Below are 19,309 nucleotides of genomic sequence, written 5' to 3' on the forward strand. Positions count from 1 at the left end.
TTCCGCTGATCACCATGACGATCTCGGCGGACGGCACGATGACCGTCGCCGTCGATGGGACGCCGTTCGAACCGCCTCGGTTCGGGGCACCCTGGGCCCGCGCGTCGTTTGCGGAAGTCATAGACACGGTCCTGCTCGCTCACGGGTCGCCGGTGCGGGTCGTCGTCCACGAGGCAGACGGCACGGTCTTCACCGACCTCATCACCCGGCCGCTGCAGGGCTCGGTCGCCCCGAGTGCGCCGCAGGTCCGGGAAGGAGGGTCGAGCGCTCCGGCGGAGCCACTGGCCGCACCAGCAGCACTCATCGATGCGACGCCCTTGATCGAGCCGCCTCGCGTTGTCTACGGCGAAGAGGGTTTCCTCCCGGGCGAGGAGGTAGCCCTAGCGGTCATCGTGCGTCACATCAAGGCTACTGCGGACGGGTCCGCTCGAGCGTTGCTGGAATCGGGGCTCTGCCGCGTGAGCGCCGATGGCGAGATTGTCCTCGTGGGGAGAATCTCCGGCACGTGTGTCTTCGGGATCGTCACATGACGGGTCCCCACGGTGTCGGTGTCTCCGGTCCCGACGGGCTGACCAACGTCGCGTTGCTCGCTCTCGGCGGCGCCGTTGCGATCGCCGGCATCCTGCGTGTGGGCGGCAATCTCGCCGCCTTCCTGTCAGGAGCGAAGCAGCCGACAGGTGGTCTGGCAGCGGGGCTCGGTGTCTTCGGCTCCCCCGCTGACCCGGGGGCGGCACTCGGATCTCCTGGGCTCAACGCCGTGGCGTATTGGGCTGTCGTTGCGGCGTTCGTGGCGCTACTCAGCGTTTCGGGGTGGTGGGTGTGGCGCGTCATCCGGAACCACACTCGTCACGCCAGGTCCGACCCGAACCGGATTGCTGGGATCGCGACGTCGGCCGACGTGCGCCGCGCCGCCTCCGATCGCGCGTTGCTGAAGCGCGCTGCCCACCTTCGCGCGTCCGTCGATAAGCCGCGGTCCGAGGACGTCGGCTATCTCGTGGGCGTGGCACGAGGAACGAAGGTGTGGACGTCGGTCGAGGATTCGATCCTCGTGATCGGCCCTCCCCGGTCGGGCAAGGGCGCCCACATCGTCATCAACGCGATACTCGATGCACCTGGTGCAGTCGTCACGACCTCCACCAGGCCAGACAACCTCACGACCACCATTCGCTCGCGCATGAGACGGGGGCCGGTCGCCGTGTTCGATCCGCAACGTCTTGCTCCGGGCGTACCGGCGGGCTTGCGGTGGTCGCCGGTACGCGGCTGCGAGCTTCCACTCACCGCGATGATTCGCGCCGCGGGACTCGCAGCCGGTACAGGCCTGTCGAGCGTAGGGGTGGAGAACGGCGGCTTCTGGGAGGGCAAGACCCGCACAGCCCTTCAGTCGCTACTGCACGCCGCGGCGCTCGACGGCCGCTCGCCTGGTGAGCTCTTTCGCTGGACGCTCGACCCTGCCGCGGCGAAGGATGCAGTCGCGATCCTCACATCCAACCCTGCCGCCGCGACGGGATGGGCCGAGTCGCTTGAGGCGATGATCGACGCCGACCCCCGCACGCGCGACTCGATCTGGCAGGGCGTCTCCCTTGCATTGGCGGCTCTGGCTGACCCTCGTGTTCTCGATGCGGTCAGCCCGAGCGAGGACGAGCAGTTCGATCCGGAGACCTTTCTCCGACGCAATGGCACCCTGTACCTTCTCGCGACGGGCGCTGGCGCCGGCGCTTCCTCCTCCCTCGTCGCCGCGCTGGTAGAGGACCTCGTCGAGACAGCCCGGCGGGTTGCCGCGAGATCCCCAGGCGCCCGCCTGGACCCGCCGCTGCTTCTCGCGTTGGATGAGATCGGCAACCTTGCCCCTCTGCCGTCGCTGCCTGTCCTGATGGCCGAAGGCGGAGGCACCGGTGTCACCACGATGCCGGTGCTTCAGTCGCTCGCGCAGGCCCGTCAGCGGTGGGGCGACAACGCAGCCACGGCGATCTGGGACGCGAGTATCGCCAAGATCGTGCTCGGCGGCGCCTCAGGGTCTCGAGACCTCCAAGACATCGCCACCCTGATTGGCGACCGCGACGAGGCCAGCGACTCGATCACTATCGGCGAACGCGGCATGCGCTCCAACCAGCGATCAACGCGCCGTGTTCCGATCATGCCGCCCGACGTGATTCGCACGATGCCGTACGGCACGGCGCTCCTACTGCTGAGGTCGGCGCCACCAATCGTCACGCGCATGCGCGAATGGACTGCCCGGCCCGACGCTGCAGAACTTCGCGCCGAACGGGCTCGAGTCGAGGAACAACTGCGGCGGGGATAGGTGACGCACCTATCAGGAGATGGCCGACCTGCGGCCCTGAGAGGAGCATCCGATGACTATCCACACCCAGCAATCTCTCTCCGGGTTTATCGCGTCGCAGCCTCAACTCGCATTCAACGCGAAAGGCGAAGCACGCTTCTGGGTGCGCATCGGGCAGGAGCACTTCGAACGCAACGAAGACGGAACCTTCACCCAGACCGAGACCACCTACCACGACCTCGTCATGTTCCGGCGGAACGCGGAGCGGGCCTACGCGATGTTCAACAAGGGCGACGTCTTCATCGCCGAGGGATACACGCACAACTCGACGCGGGAACGCGACGGCGAATCGGTCGAGACCGAGGAGTTCGTCGCGAAGCGCCTCGGCCACGACTCAGCGCGCACGAACTACACCCTGCAACGCCGACGCAACGCCCTTCCGCCGGTGCCCGCATCCGCCCCATCGACCGCAAAGCCCGCCGTCAGGCCAGTGGCCATCTGAGGCGTCTGATGACCGCCGATGAGCCCCTGCATTTCCCCGGTTACGAGTTTGAGCCCCCGACGCCGGACGGCCCGGAAGCCGAGGCGGATGGCCTGCCGAGCGTTCCCCGCCCGGTGAACTGGAACGTGCTCACCTCGGACCGAGCGGCATTCGAGTGGGTCGAGCTCGACAGGTGGGTCAACTGGCTACGACGCACCTACGGTCTCGGACCGTCGATCATCCCGCCGCTGTGGCATCGCCACTCCGAACTGGTCTGGGAACTCTCGGCCCTACACCTGCACTGGCTCTGCGCCTACGACGAGGAACAGCATGGCTCCGCTCCCCTCGGCTGGCACCGCGACTTCGCCGAGGCCCGCGAACGCCTGCACGACTGGGTCGCTGCCTGCGGCTCACGTCTCGACCGCGACAGGGCGACGCGTCAGACCGCGTGGCCCGGAGAGGATACGGCGCCGTCAGTCGAGGAGACGGCGATCCAGGACCGGGCAGCCGACTTCCGCAGATTCGTCGTCGAAGACGTCGTGCGCCGTCGCGCTGTCGAGGACGCATTCATGGCGGAAGCCGCCGACGCGAGATAGCCGTGGGGAGTTGGAGGTTCCGCCGGGGATCGTCAGTTAGGTGTCCTGATGGGCACTTCTTTTGACTGAGCCCGCCGGGTCGAATCATCACCCGTGAGCCGACTCGGGTGGAGTTTGCGAATACTGGCCCGTTTGGCTGGGGATGACCGCGCCAGCCCGCGTGCTGGTCATGCGATCGAAGTTTGCATTGTGGGTCGAGGCCCGCACGAATACCGCATGACGGGTCCTGTTCATCGCTCAAGCTCGCACGCCGGCGGACCGGCGTGCGGGCGCTCAGCCACCGCTTCGCAGCGCCGCCCTGCTCATCTGTTCCATCGGGCGTCGGAAAGCCGCGGTCACCTGATCAGGTCCCCAGGCCAAGGAGTAGTAGGAGCCGAGGGAGAAGGGAATCGCCAATTGACTCGGTCCAGGGTTTTCGCCCACCTCCCGGCGACACGGAGCGCTAGACCTCGGAGCCATCAGCCGGTTTCCAAGCGGGCAGCGTGGGTTCGGCAATTGGCCGTAGGAGCACGAGCGGTGTCGGGCAGACAACGTCCCACTCCCGTGGACGATCAGGCGGCCACGGGACTTCCGCACCCGGTTCTCCCAGACTCACCGCCTGCTCATCGATGAACGGCAAATACCCATCGTCCCCCATCTGAGGCAAACCGTCACCGCCATAGACCTCGAGGGTCTCCATGTAGTGCCGTACCAACGCCTCGAATCCTGGCCGGACCGGGATCTGCACCCGTGCCGCGCCGGCGTTTAGAAACGCATCGAAATCCGGGTCTGGATGCGTGATGGTTGCCTTTCTCCGCCAGCCGCTGCGTTCACCCCAGAAGTAGGGATATAGGACCCACGATAAGTGCTCCCACTCAAAGGCCTGCTGAAGGAACTGGACCTCCTGGCGCGCGACGGTCAGCGAGGGCAGGTCGGCGACCGGATGTGTCTCGTCGGACAGGCTCCCGTCGGGTTGGGTAAAGGGAAATTCCGTCATGTTGTCGTAGTTCACCGGGGCGTTGCGCATAATGTCGATTGCGCCACGCTGCATCTCCGTCCGAGTTATCCGCTCGAGTCGCGCACGCGATCCGACAGGCAGTTGAACCGGATCAGCCACGAATGCCTGCGCCTCACGAATGGCCTGCTCGTAATCGCGGCGTTGCTGCTCGTACCGCGCGACTACCCGAGAGTAGGCGTCGACCGCCCATCGGCGGCGTGCGGCCGAGGTCAGCTGGAGTGTGATGTGGATGTTGCCAAGCACCGTGTTGTAGTTGTCGATCTGCAGCCCGGCCATGATCGTCGGTCCAGGTATCGGAGTTGCGAAGACAATTGACCCGACTATCAACGGCTGATTCTGAGGCTCCTCTCGGAACGGGCGCACCTCATCTGCTACGACTACGCTGCCGTTAGTTGCATTCGGGTCCTCACTCTCGACTTCGACCGCGACGTTGTAGTCTGCGCGGGTCGCCTGGTAGCCGTCAGGTATTCTCAGCTCCTTCTGAACAACCTGCGCGTTCCCACTTGTGATGGAGATCGGCAGGTCTACCGCTGATTCCTCCGCTGGCAACGGTGGGATGTCGTGAATTCGGAGGTCACGAATTACGCGTTCAAGGTGGAGGTGGATATTGTCCACTGACAGTTGCGCGAACGCCTCCTCATTCGGAGGAAGCACCGAGACGCCCAGATCGCTCCGATTCGCCGCCAGCGCCCATGTCAGCGCCGACGGATCGGGCACGAGGACGTCGTAGAGCTCCCGCTCGCCATAACGATAGATCCTCGCTCTGCTCACCCGCTCGAGATACTGATACACCCCCCGAATGTGGTCTGGTTCACCCTTCCCATCCAAGACATGGGTGTTCATCTCAACCGTCTCTTGCTCGAAGAGGCGACGCGCTTCCTGCTTTGTCCGGGTAAGCGTTCGCTCGACGGCGCGATCAACGGTCTCGCGTGCGTACTTCTCGACCGATTCTGCAGTCTCCTCCCTGGATGAGTCGTGCTTCAGTTCTGCTGTCGCAGACACATCCACCGTGGGGCCTCGACTGGTCACTACGACAGTCCCTCTTGCGTTCAGGTCCTCCTTTACCACGTTCTTGACTTCTGTGCTCAGGTCGGCACTGTCCGTCACTTGTAGATCCCGGGTCTCCTCAACCTCTGTCTCGGCACCGGTGAAGAACTCCTCTCGGCTGAGCACTCGTGAGGTGTGCTCGCGGGTCCGCTTCTCGCCAACAAGCACGTTCTCCACGTACGCGATCTCGGCCCGCCGGTACCCTGTCGTTGTTTGACGAACCACCAGCAAGTCGCTCCTGCCAGCGGGCCTTAGGTAGCTCGGGGACCGCGGGGAGTCTCGGACTAGATCGTCCAGGCATAACAGATCGCCCACATCGAAGTTGAGGCTGGCCAGCTGGTCGAGGAGTGATTTCGGCAGCAGATGAGACAGGCGCGCGGCAGCAGCCTTCCTTGCGCGGACATCGAGCACCCTGGATTCGTTCACGTCGATGATGATTGGAAACCCTCCCACGGCTACGCGGACGAAGCGCTTTCCATGTGGGGCGTCCCCGCTGTCGCGTGCGATGTCCGCCCGAAGGTTCTCGATCTGAGCGCGCAATGCGGTTTGAGAGAATTGCCGCCCTAACGAGAAGACATCCATCAGTCGATCTAGGAGGCCGCTATCGGGGGCGACATCTTCCGCTGCCTGAGCGACCTTGAGTGCATCGGACAGTCGCTGCAACTCCGCGAGTTGCCCAGTCAGCGTTTGCAATGCGCTCACGGCACGTGGGGTGGAGAGGTCAAAGTCGAGTTGCAACCCTCCATCGACCACGCTGGGTCCGGCGCCACCGCGGTCGGCGGCGGGAGTTGTGAACACACGGGGCACCCGAAGTGGCGCGACAAGCAGTTGGTAAAGACCGTCGCGCGTCTTCCACGTGACCGGGTTGGCCAAGAGCGCCTGACTGAGCCGATAGAGGTCGGATAGAAGCCGGAGAGGTCTTTGTCGATTCGGCGTCCCGTACTTAAACAGCAGAACTAGATCGTTCAGGAAGGTCGCCGTTTCCCCTTTCGAGAGCTCTCCGTCTATCGCCTGCCAAGTCGTCCCCGCAACTTTAGCTGCTAACGATTGAAGTTCTGGGAGGTCTTTCGGTCTTCCAGCACCCTTCTTTTCTTTCAGCTCCACAAGGGCGCCGCTCAGCAGTTTGACCCCAGGGGCAGCCTCCCAGCCGGAAAGTGAGTCGTCGAGCGAAGCGGCCGCTCGAGTGTTCCACAGGAGCCTCGCCGCCTCATTGGGAGTGACGTGTTTCCCTCGCATTACCGCGCGAACTGCATCCGGAACAGACAGATCCACATGGATCGAATTCCTGGTCAGCTCGAGATCAGCGGGTCGCTTCGTAGTCAGATTCATGATCGGCGACCCGAAACGATCGGTCAGGAGTGCCATGCCGTTCACCGCCTATCTCCTACGCGTCAGCGTGGACGCCTCCATGCTCCTCTCAGGAAGTGCGCGTGTCTAGCAGTCGAATTCGCCGGGTCGATGCGGTCCGCGTGGTCGGTCCCGATTGACGGAGTGCGCCAGATGAATGCGAGATTCGCCAAGTATCGCAAGCTAAGCCGCGGCGCTCGCGCGGCGGATCGAGCACCAGTGAACCCTCGTCCGTGATCGCGGCGGAAGCTGCGATGGACGTGTGGGTTGGGAATGGACTGTGGCAGCGTCGGGGTGGGCATCGGGTCTAGAACTCGACAGTCTTGGCAGCCGATGAGCAGGTGGACCGTGCGGATAACGATGACCGGCATACGCTGTCGGCCCGGCGGAGCGGACGTGAGTCCATGCGCCATCATCGCCGGAAGTCAGGATGATAGTCACGGGCATACCCCTCGCTTAAGAACGCGATCTTGTACTCAAGCAACACGGAGCCCCGGACGTCCTTGGGCGGCGGCGTGACCCGGAAGAAAGTCGGGACGACGCGACACAAGACTCGTCCGTAGACTAGACCGCGCGGCGGACAGATTCGCTCCGCGCTCTCGCGGCCGATGTATGCGGTTCTGTGCGGAGAGTACTGCAACACGTCCGCCTTATCGTCGGGCAGGCTTCGCATCAGATAACGGTCGCCGCGGACTTCGGTCCCATCCGGAAAGCGCTGAAAAGGTACCTCTACGATCCACCGGTACCAAAGTTGAATCGGCAGGTTCCGCCTGCGGTCCTTGAAGGCGATCTGCCAAGTTGCCGCCGGCGGCTCGATACCGTGTGCAATGGCGAAGCGAGTCCGCGCAGAATCAATATTGGGTACCACATGGGCCGAGAAAGACGCTCGCACCAAGGTCGGAGGGACGCCGTAACCACCCCGGTCCAAGAAGTTGGGCACGATGCGGGACCGTCGTCTATCCACTAGCACCTCATGAGGGGCGGCTGCGCCTCCACCGACGATCCCCTCAGTGATCATTTGTTCGTACCGGGGTTCAAAGGTGACGCGGGACCGCGGAGTCTCGGCACGGACACGGAACAGGTCGGCGTCGTGGCTGACGTAAGCGGCTTGGGCTGGGGCCTGGAGGTGTTCGGTCCACAGCTTCTGCCGCATCTGGCTCACGAAGGTGGGGTCGTGAATGATCGCTGCGAGCTCAGAGTCTGGTTGGTCGCGTCCCCCGCGGACCCCTTCAAGAGAGGTGCCGCCCGCATTCGCGGAGCCGATGAGCGCCCAAACGTCGTCGACGATGAGGATCTTGGAGTGCACATAAATCTGGCCCTCGACGCGTCCCTGACCATCACGCCTCGGATTCAGGCTGTATACGCCGAACTTCAAGGCAGACCCGGCATTCTCCTCCACCAGGCGCATCTCATCCGTTATCTCAAGTTCCTGGTTGGCGCCCAGGCCGGCTGCGAGGAGCCCTTCGTGCGGCATCATCAGGACGATCCGGAAGTCGGGGTTGTTCCGATTGTTCATTGCGGCGGTCGCGAGTTCGGCCCAGATCTGCTCGTCTGCCACCCACTGGTTTTCGAGATAGATGTACTTGCGTGCGGAACGGATGCCGATCAGGTACGCATCCTTCGCGGACCGCTCCCACGGGTTCGTCGAGAGGTTCCACTTCGGCTTCTGCTTGACATACTGCGCGGCCTGGCGACGTTCGGGAGTCGTCAGCCGACGATCCCACTGCTCAGTCGACAGCCACCCGACAGGCCTGGGCATAGACCTGACAATCTGGAGCTGCGGGACAGGGTTATCTACTTGATCTGGATATGTGAACGAACTCGAAGCGTTGAAAGTCGGCAGGACAGGTGGGTTGAAATCTCGCACACCGATCAGTTCACCGAAGTAGTTCGACCGAGTGGTGTCCTGCGTGCGAGCATCGGGAGAGCCCCGGTCGGAGGGTCGCGGACGGACGCGGTGAAGATGGCCCCATCGCCAGCGCTGCACGAAGTTGTCCCTGACGAACTCTACGGCCGGGCCCTCAACCCGCAGATGCACGTCGTGCCAGTACTTTTGCGTACGGTCGGTCGCGCGCCGGGTGGCGGGCTGGTTCATGGGTGTGGCATGCGCCGGGGTGTCCCACCGATCGCCGTCGAGGTAAGTGAGGTCCAGGCCGCCGAGGTAGGCCACTCGGTCGTCGATCACGATGGTCTTCTGGTGGTGGGTGGCGAAGACGTCCGAGTTGGCATGTATATCGGTGCGGCAGTACGCCGTTGGGTACACCGACAACATCTGGAAGAGCTTGTAAGTCTCAGGCAAATACCCGAATAGTTCGCCCTTTTTGGCTATCAGGCGCCTAACCGGAGCGGTGCTCAACTGCTGCTCATCCGTCCAGAATTGGTTCACCAGCAGATAGACCATCACACCACGTTTGGCCGCGCTCGCCAGCAGGGGCCCGATCGCAGACTCGGCATCGCGCGGCGAACCGGTGCGCACGAGCCGAAAGTCGGCCATAAAGTGCAGCCCCGTCAGGAACACGAAGCGACGGGCACCCTGCAGGTCAGCCAGCAGATCACTACCGAATGCCTCACCGTCGACGTAGAGTCGCAGCGCGTTACCTGATGTGACCGGAAGGTAGTCGATGAAGTATGTCATTGCCCAACTGCGTTCACTTGTGCCGAATCGTCTATAGGTTTGCCGCCGGCTTAGGCATGCCCCGTCCGCACGCCAGTGTCATTCCGTCGCCTGGTGGTAGGCAGCTTTCCGACCGGAGGATGACGCTGGCGCATCGGGAGCCGCGGCTCCCACGGGTCGCCAACAGGAACTTCACCTAGGTCTGTTCCAGTCGATTTGTCGAGCTCATTGGCAATCGGCCTGTGCATGTTGTCATCGGCGTCGGGTGGAGTGCCTTCCTCCGTCCGGATGTTACCGGGCGCCGGGTTGCGGCGCAGCGATGGCGCGACATTGAAGTCGGTCCGCACCAATTTGGCAAAGCCAGTCGCTTCTGCCTTGAAGAAGTCCGGAAGTGGCGAATCGACATGCTCGTCGGCGGTATTGGTATCGACCGGATGGCGCTCACACCCTCCGGGCTGAATCGGGTGACGCAACTGAATGAGCCGGAATACATAGTCGAGTGTCTTCGCTGCGAGCATTCCGACTCCTTCTGAACCGGCCAGTCGGCGACGGCGGCCGACTCCCGCCCACTGGCAAATGTGGCACCAGCATCCTCCTACGCAGCGACCGCCCACAAGAGAGCCATGTTGTCGGGCGTCACGCCTCAATCCCTCGAACTGGCACCGAATCTCTGCCCGGCAGAGACGGGTCGGCTTCTCCTACAAACCCTCGCCCGCACACACCGGGCCTAGGCAACCTCGGCCCCGGTGACATGGGCGCCCTTCACTGATCCTGCTGACCGGTACGACCCGGCGGGCACCAGACGGCACCGACGTGTGGCGTCTCGTGCGCGAGCCACGACCAGGGCTTGGGCACAGTCGAGAGCGAGACAATCTCCACTTCCGTCGAGTGTTCTCAAGGTCGAGAACGGCGAAGAGATCAAAGCAGGATGTCGGTTGCCCGCTTTGCAAGGTCCGATGTCAGCCACTGGAAGGCTGCGAGAGATGAGGTCGGAGACACCGCAGTGCGGTGAAGGTAGCCGGTGCTCGCTAGTTCGAGAGCACGGCGACGCGGCTCGGTGTAGACGTCGAGTGGGAGCAAACCGGCCCGGAAGCGCGCCCGAGAGACCTCCGCGACGCGGGCCCGCAACTCGACCTCATGATCAATGAAGTACGCATCTGCTATCGCCAGGATTTCCCTGGCCGCTCGGCGGGTCTCTGAACGGTGCTGCCATGCCTGCACCAGCTCGGGTGGGGTCGGCACGTCCTGCTCCCTGATCTGAGCCAACTCCTCCCGACTGCGCTTCCGAGCGAAGAACGCTTCCGCGGCGGCGTCGTTTTGACGCCGCTCCGCAGCCAACACCTGGTGAAGTCGGCGGTCGGGCAGTCCGGCACGAGCGCGACGACGGTGAAGGCGCCGCGCTTCATTCTCTCGCTGCCGATAGGACTCCTGTTGAGATGGACTGGGTGTCCACTCGGACACACGGCCGGTTTCGCGTGCGCGGGCGACCGTGCGACGATGAGCCTCATTGGCCTTCTCCGGATCCGCAGCCTCTCGCGCCCGCCGGCGCTCGGCGATGGCGTCACGATTCCGGTAGTAGTAGTCGCGCTGGGCTTGCTTGTACGCCTCCGGGTGCTTCTGCTTGTATCGCTCGCGCGCCTGCTGGCGCTCCTCCGGATGCTGCCGTGCCCACTCTTTGGCCCGCTCGATACCCTTCTCCCGACGCGCCTTCTCGTCTCGCTCGCGCTGCGCCCGCCGACGCTCACGCTCGCGGCCCGTCTTCCGGATGTACTCCCGGTTCCGCTCCCGATACTCGGCGTAGTACGTCGGGTGCGCATCGTTCCAGGCCCGCCGCTGCGCTGCATGCCGCGCGGCACGTTCGTCTTCGTTGAGCGCCTCGTCATGCATGGTGTCCCGCCGCGTGCACACCGGTGAGTTCAGCGAGCGCCGTGAAGAGTTCTTCGCGCGTTGCTGTTGGGTCGATGATCGCTCGCGCGATGAGTGCTCGCATCCGTTCTCGCTCGGTATCGGACACGTCGCCGAGTCGCGCGATGCACCATTCGTTGTCCTCGGCGAGGCGGTACGTCGGGTCATCGACCTGGATGCCGGGGTAGTAGAGGAACGCGAGCACCGCCACGTGCTCGAGGACGGCGTCGGCGTGGTCTCGATCGGTCATGCCATCAAGGTGCGCGCACGCCTCCCACGGAGTTGCATAGGCGGGATGTCCGCCGCATCATCTAGCGTCGATCCGTCGGCCGGAGATGGGAACGACCGATGAAGGAACAGCGGGACTGGCATCCGATTCTCGCCGCGCACGAGGACCCAACCGGAACCTGGCAGATGATCGACGCCCAAGGCCGCTCATACGGCACCATCGAGATCCGCCGGGTGATGAACGACACCGAAGTCCGCTACCGCGCCAGCTTCCGTGGTGAGGTCATTGGATGGTCAACGACCCTCCGCCTCGCGTGCGAGCGCACTCACCGCGAGTTCTTGCGGGCCCACGGCCCGAGCGGCGGACCGATCGCGAGTTGGGGCAGGCAGGATCGAGGCGGGTCGCTTGAGTAGCCGCTATGCCGCCTCGCTATCTTCCTCGTCAAGGAAGGCGAGAGCGGGGTCGTCCGACTCGGCGTCCTCGGTCGAGAGCAGCGAAGAGTCAGGATTCACCGGGCGCAGCGTACGTTCGAGAATCTTCGCCGGCCCTCGGTCGACCGTCCGGTCGGGCTCGATGTAGTGTCCTTCTGTGATCGCGGTCGATCCGTGGCCGAGGAAGGTGGCGGCAGCGTCGGCGCTCGCCCCGCGCGCGATGACCGTTGCACCGGTTCGCCGATACCAGCGCAACGTGATCCCCTCCCCCGCGAGATCTGCCAGCTCGAGGAACGCTCGGAAGGTACGTCGCACATTGAACGGGCTCAGTGGCTTGCCCGCACGATTGGCGAAGACGGTCCGGTCCGGGTCGGCAGTCAGGATGCCGGCGACCCGTGCTCGAAGGACGTCCGCAGCGAAGTCGGGGACCGCGATCCGGCGGATGGAGTGCTCGGTTTTCGGGTGGTCTTGACGGACGGCGCCGCTGCCTGTGCGCAACACGACCGTCCCCTTCACCGAGATCGTCATCCCGCTGGGACCGTCCTCCACATCGCACACGCGGAGCGCGAGACACTCACCGATACGCAGCGCGGTTCCGAGGAGCACCTCGATGATGTCGCGCACCTGCCCGTCGGGCTTGGGACCCTTGACGTCGGGGCCGGTCCGCCAGCGACCCGCGGCATCGCGGATCGCGCTGATCTGCTCGACGGTCAACGCCTGGCGCTCGCCCCTCGGCCGGCGCAAAGGACTCGTTCCCTGCACCGGATTCCTCGGGATCGCGTCGTGGCGGAGAGCAAACCCGAAGAGCTGATTGAGAATCGTCCGCGAGTGGTGCGCACGAGAGAACGACGCGGCCCTCTCAGAGCGGAGGAACCACTCCACGCGGCCCGTGGTGATCTCACCGAGCGAGAAGTGCTCGAACTGCGGCCGCACGCGGAGGCGGAGATCATCGCGGTAGTTCTTTTTCGTCCCATCCGACAGCTCGCGCATCTCCAGATCCTCGAGCCACAGATCAGCGAGATCACGGAACGAGCTGCTGAGATCGAGCAGGCCTCCTGAGCCGAAGCCCGGCCTGTCCAGGAGGCGCTCCTTCAAACGGGCTCGAGCGGCCGACTCCGTACGTGCCGCGCCCGTCACTCTGCGCAGGCGCCCGTCGGCATCACGAATGCGCGCCAGCGCCACGTACGACGATCCGCGCCTGCTGACGCTGATGGTTCCGTATGAGCCGATCAGGGTGCGCGGCCGGCCCCCGTTCACAGCACTCCCCCGCTGTGTCGCTGCTCGTCGGCCAGCTCCATGCGGTGGACCCATGCGTCGATCTCGCTCTTGCGAAATCGCAACTGCGTGCCGACGCGGAATCCACGGGGTCCACGGCCCTTGCTTCGCAGGTCATAGATCGTCTGGACGGAAACCTTCAGCTCGGCGGCAAGCTCGGCCAACGAGACGTAGTTCCCGTGTCCCGACTCTGAGGTGCCAAAACCGTCCATATAGCGAAGGTGCGCGGGCCTTGCCGCGTACCTTCCAGATACTTCGAGAAGGTCCGAGAGCGCACTGCGGCGACCCGGCGAAGTGTCCAGTAAACGACTACCAAACATTCAAGCTCCCTGATCAGGGAGTGAAGATTTGGTGCTTTACCGGGAGTTTTGGTGGACCTGAGGGGACTCGAACCCCTGACCCCCTGCATCGGGTTCGGAAGATGCCAGCCCCAGCTCGGCATCTTCCGCACGCCCGGCCTCCGTAGTGACGGCGCCCAGCTGTGCTCCGACGACCTCAGTCGTGTGTGAGGCCGGCTTCGCGCAGGGGTCTTCGCGACGAAGTGCTATTCGTCCGCGAACCAGGTTCCTGTGGGCGCCCAGATCGCCGAGACGCCCGGGTGTCTCATCTCGCGCCGCGAATCCCATCGGGTTTGAGATGATCACGCCCTCGCCGACCGCGAAGTTCAGGAGCAACTCGATCGCCTCGCGCGAGTAGGCGGCGGCCCCCTCCGACGTGGCTCTCTGGATAGCCAAGTGATGCTCGATCCGCTCCGCAGTGATCTCACCGATCGTCAAATCGCCGAATGCCGGCGTGAGCTGCGTTCGAACGATACGCCGCCACAACTCGCACGCAGCCTCGCTCGCATCCGAGAGCCATCCGAGGTCATTGAGCCACATGTACACGAGTTCGTCGAAGGGGTCTTCCGGCGTGAGATATCGCCAGGCATCGAGCTCGGACAACCGCAGGCGCTCCGCCATCCGGAGTTTCAGAAGTACTCGGGCATCCGACGCCGTACTTGCCGTGGCAGTGACCCGGAGAATATCCCCATCCCACAGCCGTATTCGCGCCATGGCACACGCGTGACCGCTGCCAACGGTGCGGGTGGTGATCTTGCCGTGTGTGCCGAGTTCGAGGGGTGGTCGTCCCGTTCGCATGTCGCACCTTCCTTGCCTGTTAGGATCCGAGCACGTCGTCGAGGATGTCGATCGTGATTGGGTCAACCTCGACGGCGGAGACGACGTAGCTCGCGCGGGTGATCTGCTCGTTCGCGTGCCCGAGCAGGCGGGAAGCGAGGGTGATCCCGGCCGCCCGCTCGACGAGAGTGGCCGTTGTGCGTCGGTACAGATGCGTGCTGTACTCCGCGACGTCCACGTCGAGCGCGATCAGCGCCGCCCGGTTGTCTTCGACGAACGTACGCAGCAGTCGCTCGTAGTTGCTCACGCTAATCGGCCGCCCGGTGCTGGTGGGAAACAGGTACGCCTCCTCCCCCGGCCCGGCGACGGTGAGCCGGCTGCGGACCGCGGTGGCCGCCATCGCGGGCAGCGCGACGCGACGGCGTTGCCGGGCGCGTTTGGGTGCGTTCTTGCGGTGCAGGCCCTGCTTCTTGGTGTGCACGATCGTGCCGTCTACCAGCAGCGTCGGCGGGCTGCTGGTCATGTCGACGTCTTTGCGTCGCAGTCCGATGCACTCCCCCACGCGGGCGGAGGTGCCCAGCATGATGTCCATCCCGTCGATCAGGGCGCTGTAGTTCGGCCGGGGGCCGGGGCCGCCGACCGCGCGCCAGCCATGCATGAGGTCGCGGATCGCGCTCACCTGTGCCGCGGTGAGGACCGACGTCTTCTTCTCCGGCATCGGCAGTCGCTGTACGTCGCGCACCGGGTTGCGCGGGATCGCGTCGTCGCGCACGGCGTAGCCGCAGATCAGTCCGAGCACGGCCCGCGCCCGGCGCGCCTTGGAGAGCGAGCCGCCCTGGAAGATGCCCTGGATGATCCGGTCGGCACGGCCCACCGTGAGCTGGTCGAGCGCGATCCCGCCGCACGCCGGCTTCAGGATCAGTCGCACTGTCGTCTCGTAGGACTCCAGCGTCGAGTAGGCCAGGCTTCCGGCGTCCGCGCGCACCGTGACGTGCACGAGCCACGCGTTCGCGGCCGCCGCGATCGTGCTCGCCCCCGTGAGCGCTCCCTCGCCGTTGCTGGTGAGCTGCGCGGCGGCCTGGCGCAGCTCGGCGAGGGCGCCGTCCTTGGTGTCGGCGGTGGCGCGCAGCTGGTGCAGCTCCCCGGCGTCGTCGCGCATCCGCCCGCGGGCGCGATACCGCCCGTCGGCGAGCTTGGTGATCTGCACGGCGCCGACCTCGCCGGCGGGGATCCGCGGCCTAGGCATGCCGGTGCTCTCTGGCCCAGGCGTACACGTCAGCCGGGTCGTACCGCACGTGCCGGCCGAGCTTCAGGTAGGGCGGACCATGGTGCGTGAGACGCCAGTCCTCCAACGTGCGCTCGGGCACCTGGAGCATCTGGGCGACCTCCGCCTGGGTCTTGAACCCGGCAGTGCCGAGGGTAGATGCGTCCATGCACACAAGGTGCGCCGGATTGTTCCGGGGCAACCCGTACGTGACCGTGCGCCCGCGTGGGAATCGGGACGCACCTACTGTGCGAAGACACTCGCGCGAGTATTTGGTCTCGTTTCTGGTCTCCGGGCGATTCAGACCGAGCGAAGAGCGCTCAAACGAGTAGGGATTCTGTGGCGGAATCCTGCGGAATTCACTGCTGGGGTACCTGGACTCGAACCAAGAACAAAGGTACCAGAAACCTCCGTGTTGCCAATTACACCATACCCCAAGGCCACGAACCGAAGCTCGTGCCAAGGATCAAGTCTAGACCAGTTCCCTGAGCCGTCCAAACCGAGGGGGTCGCGCTACGCGCTGGTCTCCCCCACGAGGGCGCCGAGCCGACGGATCGACTCGGGCTTGCCGAGCAGCTCCATCGACTCGAAGAGCGGCGGTGAGACCCGGCGACCGCTGATCGCGACGCGCAGCGGACCGTAGGCGACGCGCGGCTTCAGGCCGAGGCCCTCGATCAGCGCCGACGTCAACGCCGTCTGGACGGCGGCCGCGGTGAACTCCGACTCGGGAATCAGTTCCAGCGCGCCGACCGACGCCACCAGGACTTCGCCCGCGTTCTCGGGCAGCGACGCGCGGGCCTCGTCCTCGATCGCGATGTCGTTCGTGAAGAGGAAGCCGAGCAGACCGGGGGCGTCGCCCAGCAGAGGGAGGCGCTCCTGGATGAGCGGCGCAGCCTTCGTCAGCAGCGCGAATTCGGTGGCGGTCGGCGGGTCGGCCAAGACCGCGGCTGAAGCCAGGTACGGCACGATTCGACGCGCGAAGTCGTCGGGCTCCAGCATCCGGATGTGATCGCCGTTGATCGACTCAGCTTTCTTCTGATCGAAGCGAGCCGGGTTCGGGTTGACGTCGGCGATGTCGAAGGCGGCGACCATCTCATCGAGCGAGAACACGTCGCGGTCGTGGCTGAGCGACCACCCGAGCAGCGAGAGGTAGTTGAGCAGGCCCTCGGGAATGAACCCGCGCTCCCGCTGCAGGAACAGATCGGCGCGGGGGTCGCGCTTGGAGAGCTTCTTGTTGCCGTCGCCGAGCACGAGCGGCATGTGGCCGAAGCGCGGAATGAAGGTCGTGACGCCGGCATCGATCAACGCCCGGTAGAGCGCCAGCTGGCGGGCCGTCGAGGGCATCAGGTCCTCACCCCGCAGCACGTGGGTGATGCCCATGAGCGCGTCATCCACCGGGTTCACGAAGGTGTAGAGCGGGATCCCGCCGGCGCGGAAGATCACGAAATCGGGGAAGGATCCGGCGGGGAAGGTCACGTCGCCGCGGATGAGGTCGGTGAAGCTGAGGTCCTCGTCCGGCACCTTGAGGCGCAGCGCCGGCTCGCGTCCCTCCGCCCGGAACGCCGCCTTCTGCTCGTCCGTGAGGGTGCGGTCGTGGTTGTCGTACCCGAGCTGCTTCGCGCGCCCCGCCGCCTCGTTGCGGGCGTCGATCTCCTCGGGGTTCGAGTAGCTCTCGTAGACGGCGCCGCTGGCGATCAGCTTCTCGAGCACCTCGCGGTACAGGTGGTGCCTCTGCGATTGACGGTAGGGGGCGTGCGGGCCGCCGACCTCGACGCCCTCGTCCCAGTCGATGTTGAGCCACGTCAGTGCATCGAGCAGCTGCAGGTAACTCTCTTCGCTGTCGCGCGCGGCATCCGTGTCTTCGATGCGGAACACCATCTTGCCGCCCGTGTGACGCGCATACGCCCAGTTGAAGAGGGCCGTACGGACGAGACCGACGTGCGGCAGCCCGGTCGGCGACGGGCAGAATCGCACCCGCACATCGGCGCCGGTCGCGGTGGTCGTGGGGTGGGCGTTCGCGGGAGAGGTCTCAGACATGGCGCCTCAAGCCTAGTTGTGCATCCGGGAGCAGAACGGTGGTCGGGTGGGGCGATACGGCCGCAGGGGCGGATGTCGGGGTCCGGATCTGCTCCCGGGTGCGCGCCCCGCTCGGCTGCATTCATCCCGTGAGTCGGCCGGCCACCCCCGCGATTGTGCACACGACGGGCTCAGCCGGCGAGGGACTCCTGGAGCGCGCGAACGGCCGCCGCCACGGCGGGCACGCGCGCCGCCCCCTGAGCCGACACGAGGTGCATCGTGCGGGCGTCGGAGTTGGTGGTGGGGCGCACGACGACGCCCGCCAGCACCGGAAAGGAGTCGATCGCCAGGCGCGGGAGCAGCGCGACGCCGATGCCCATGGCGACCAGCCCCTCGACGGCCACGAAGTTGTCGGTCTCGAACGCGATCGCCGGGTCGAAGCCGGCCGTGCGGCACACCTGTTCGAGGTGGCCGCGACACCGGGGGCAGCCGGCGATCCACGGCTCGGCGGAGAGCTCGCCGATGTCCACCGCCTCGCGGCGCGCCTGATCGTGGCCTTCCGGCAGCACGGCGAGCACGTCATCTGCACCCACCCGTCGGGTGGCCAGCCCCCGGGCGCTGCGGCGGTGCGGATCGCCGAGGTCCCCCGGGTAGCTGAAGGTGAGCGCGAGGTCCACCTTGTCGTCGCGCACGAGCTGCACGGCCTCCGGCGGCTCGGCCTCGACGTAGGTGAGCGAAAGCCCGGGATGCCGGTCGCGCAGAGTCTGGATCAGCCGGGGCAGCACCGTCGGGGACGCCGAGGGGAAGGCCGCGAGGCGAACCCGCCCTGCGCGCAGACCCTGCAACTCGGCCAGTTCGCCGGCCGCGGCATCCAGAGCCGTCGTCACCGCCGTGGCATGGCGAGCAAGGATGCGGCCGGCCTCCGTCAGCCGCAGCCGCCTGCCGGCACGCTCCACGAGCGGCACGCCGAGGCGGACCTCGACCCGGCGCACGTGCTGACTGAGCGCCGACTGGCTGTAGCCGAGCGCCGCTGCGGCCGCCGTCACCGACCCCTCGTCGGCGATCGCCTTCACCACCCGCAGAGTCAGGGGGTCGACATCCGGCAGTTCATCATCGGGCACGCCAGAAGCATAAGCGGACGCGCTGATTTATGGCTGTCTGCCGGTGTGAACCGTTGATTCGTAGCGGTCGGCCCCACCGCCAGACGGGAGCGAGCGCTGCGGTCTAGAAGACGAAGAGCTGACCGAGGATCAGGACGGCGACGAAGAAGAAGACGATGACCGCGCCGACGATCGCGAGCGTTCGGCCGGAGAGGTTGGCCACGGCGTAGCCGATGAGGAACGGCAGCGCGAGGAGGAAGAGAGCGACGATCCACCAGAACGCGACGTATCCCCCCGTCGTCGCCTCCGAAAGTCGCCCGGCGAACAGCTGCTGTGATGCCGGATGTGTTGCATACCTCACGGCGGCAGAGAGCGGAACGGCGATGAAGGCGAAGACGATCAGCCCGAGCAGCGCTCCCCACAGTCCGGGACTGCCACCGTTGCTGAGCACGCCGCCACGCATCTGATCACGATCTTCTGCTGCCATGGCTCTGACCATAGCGGGCTCGCCGCAGACCTCCAGCGAACGCGCCCGCCCGTTCGCGCCTTCTCGGTGCCCGCAACCCGGAATCATAAGCATTCGAGCGATGACGCATCGATAGCCGCCCGTAGAC

At 65.5% G+C, this 19,309-nt stretch carries 18 protein-coding genes and 1 tRNA gene; 5 read left to right on the top strand and 14 right to left on the bottom strand.

The genetic code is table 11. The features are described from left to right. The first annotated feature begins 38 nt into the window (after positions 1–38). From ACPW96_RS08435 to ACPW96_RS08450, 4 genes are read left to right on the top strand one after another with little or no spacing between them, the layout of a single operon-like run. Positions 39–530: a hypothetical protein gene (locus ACPW96_RS08435; RefSeq protein ID WP_425882710.1), complete on the top strand. Its 492-nt coding sequence runs from the start codon at positions 39–41 to the stop codon at positions 528–530. After that, positions 527–2,299 (top strand): type IV secretory system conjugative DNA transfer family protein, encoded by a 1,773-nt coding sequence (locus tag ACPW96_RS08440; protein WP_425882711.1) that lies wholly within the window; start codon positions 527–529, stop codon positions 2,297–2,299. Before ACPW96_RS08435 ends, ACPW96_RS08440 begins: the two co-directional genes overlap by 4 nt. Positions 2,300–2,351: 52 nt before the next feature. After that, positions 2,352–2,780, top strand: a complete 429-nt coding sequence (locus tag ACPW96_RS08445; RefSeq protein ID WP_425882712.1) for a single-stranded DNA-binding protein — start codon at positions 2,352–2,354, stop codon at positions 2,778–2,780. Between the two features lie 8 nt (positions 2,781–2,788). Next, positions 2,789–3,355, top strand: a complete 567-nt coding sequence (locus tag ACPW96_RS08450) for a hypothetical protein (protein ID WP_425882713.1) — start codon at positions 2,789–2,791, stop codon at positions 3,353–3,355. A 442-nt stretch (positions 3,356–3,797) separates the two neighbouring features. Here the strand turns inward: ACPW96_RS08450 and ACPW96_RS08455 are convergent, their stop codons facing one another. The 5 genes from ACPW96_RS08455 to ACPW96_RS08475 all read right to left on the bottom strand — a co-directional run bounded on the left by ACPW96_RS08455 (position 3,798) and on the right by ACPW96_RS08475 (position 11,515). Next, a complete protein-coding gene (locus tag ACPW96_RS08455) occupies positions 3,798–6,773 on the bottom strand; it encodes a hypothetical protein (protein ID WP_425882714.1) in 2,976 nt (991 codons plus the stop codon). A gap of 385 nt (positions 6,774–7,158) precedes the next feature. Continuing rightward, positions 7,159–9,381, bottom strand: a complete 2,223-nt coding sequence (locus ACPW96_RS08460; RefSeq protein WP_425882715.1) for a phospholipase D-like domain-containing protein — start codon at positions 9,379–9,381, stop codon at positions 7,159–7,161. A 50-nt stretch (positions 9,382–9,431) separates the two neighbouring features. Then, the gene (locus ACPW96_RS08465; RefSeq protein WP_425882716.1) at positions 9,432–9,878 is read right to left on the bottom strand and encodes a hypothetical protein; all 447 of its coding nucleotides are present in this window, start codon (positions 9,876–9,878) and stop codon (positions 9,432–9,434) included. 400 nt (positions 9,879–10,278) lie between these two features. After that, entirely contained in the window at positions 10,279–11,247 is a 969-nt protein-coding gene (locus ACPW96_RS08470; RefSeq protein ID WP_425882717.1) for a hypothetical protein, read from the bottom strand. Further along, entirely contained in the window at positions 11,240–11,515 is a 276-nt protein-coding gene (locus ACPW96_RS08475; RefSeq protein ID WP_425882718.1) for a hypothetical protein, read from the bottom strand. The genes ACPW96_RS08470 and ACPW96_RS08475 overlap by 8 nt, the downstream gene beginning before the upstream one ends. Positions 11,516–11,613: 98 nt before the next feature. Between ACPW96_RS08475 and ACPW96_RS08480 the strand changes: the two genes are divergently transcribed. Then, positions 11,614–11,907 carry a hypothetical protein gene (locus ACPW96_RS08480; RefSeq protein ID WP_425882719.1) on the top strand — a complete coding sequence of 98 codons (294 nt, stop codon included), beginning with the start codon at positions 11,614–11,616 and terminating at the stop codon, positions 11,905–11,907. Between the two features lie 3 nt (positions 11,908–11,910). On the opposite strand, the gene ACPW96_RS08485 is transcribed toward ACPW96_RS08480, so the two are convergent. The 9 genes from ACPW96_RS08485 to ACPW96_RS08525 all read right to left on the bottom strand — a co-directional run bounded on the left by ACPW96_RS08485 (position 11,911) and on the right by ACPW96_RS08525 (position 19,182). Then, positions 11,911–13,182, bottom strand: a complete 1,272-nt coding sequence (locus ACPW96_RS08485) for a site-specific integrase (protein WP_425882720.1) — start codon at positions 13,180–13,182, stop codon at positions 11,911–11,913. Continuing rightward, positions 13,179–13,412: a helix-turn-helix transcriptional regulator gene (locus ACPW96_RS08490; RefSeq protein ID WP_425882721.1), complete on the bottom strand. Its 234-nt coding sequence runs from the start codon at positions 13,410–13,412 to the stop codon at positions 13,179–13,181. The genes ACPW96_RS08485 and ACPW96_RS08490 overlap by 4 nt, the downstream gene beginning before the upstream one ends. Before the next feature lie 144 nt (positions 13,413–13,556). Further along, positions 13,557–14,159 carry a hypothetical protein gene (locus ACPW96_RS08495; protein ID WP_425882722.1) on the bottom strand — a complete coding sequence of 201 codons (603 nt, stop codon included), beginning with the start codon at positions 14,157–14,159 and terminating at the stop codon, positions 13,557–13,559. 196 nt (positions 14,160–14,355) lie between these two features. Beyond that, entirely contained in the window at positions 14,356–15,561 is a 1,206-nt protein-coding gene (locus tag ACPW96_RS08500; protein ID WP_425882723.1) for a tyrosine-type recombinase/integrase, read from the bottom strand. After that, positions 15,554–15,748 (bottom strand): helix-turn-helix domain-containing protein, encoded by a 195-nt coding sequence (locus ACPW96_RS08505; protein WP_425882724.1) that lies wholly within the window; start codon positions 15,746–15,748, stop codon positions 15,554–15,556. Before ACPW96_RS08505 ends, ACPW96_RS08500 begins: the two co-directional genes overlap by 8 nt. A 196-nt stretch (positions 15,749–15,944) precedes the next feature. After that, positions 15,945–16,016, bottom strand: a tRNA-Gln gene (locus tag ACPW96_RS08510). 76 nt (positions 16,017–16,092) lie between these two features. Beyond that, the gene (gene gltX, locus ACPW96_RS08515; RefSeq protein WP_425882725.1) at positions 16,093–17,616 is read right to left on the bottom strand and encodes a glutamate--tRNA ligase; all 1,524 of its coding nucleotides are present in this window, start codon (positions 17,614–17,616) and stop codon (positions 16,093–16,095) included. A gap of 170 nt (positions 17,617–17,786) precedes the next feature. Then, on the bottom strand, positions 17,787–18,716 hold the full coding sequence (locus ACPW96_RS08520) for a LysR family transcriptional regulator (protein WP_425882726.1): 930 nt from the start codon (positions 18,714–18,716) through the stop codon (positions 17,787–17,789). Between the two features lie 103 nt (positions 18,717–18,819). Then, a complete protein-coding gene (locus tag ACPW96_RS08525) occupies positions 18,820–19,182 on the bottom strand; it encodes a hypothetical protein (protein WP_425820322.1) in 363 nt (120 codons plus the stop codon). Positions 19,183–19,309: the final 127 nt, after the last annotated feature.

Origin of the sequence: Micromonospora sp. DT81.3, assembly GCF_049847225.1 — a bacterium.
GTDB lineage: Bacteria > Actinomycetota > Actinomycetes > Actinomycetales > Microbacteriaceae > Microbacterium.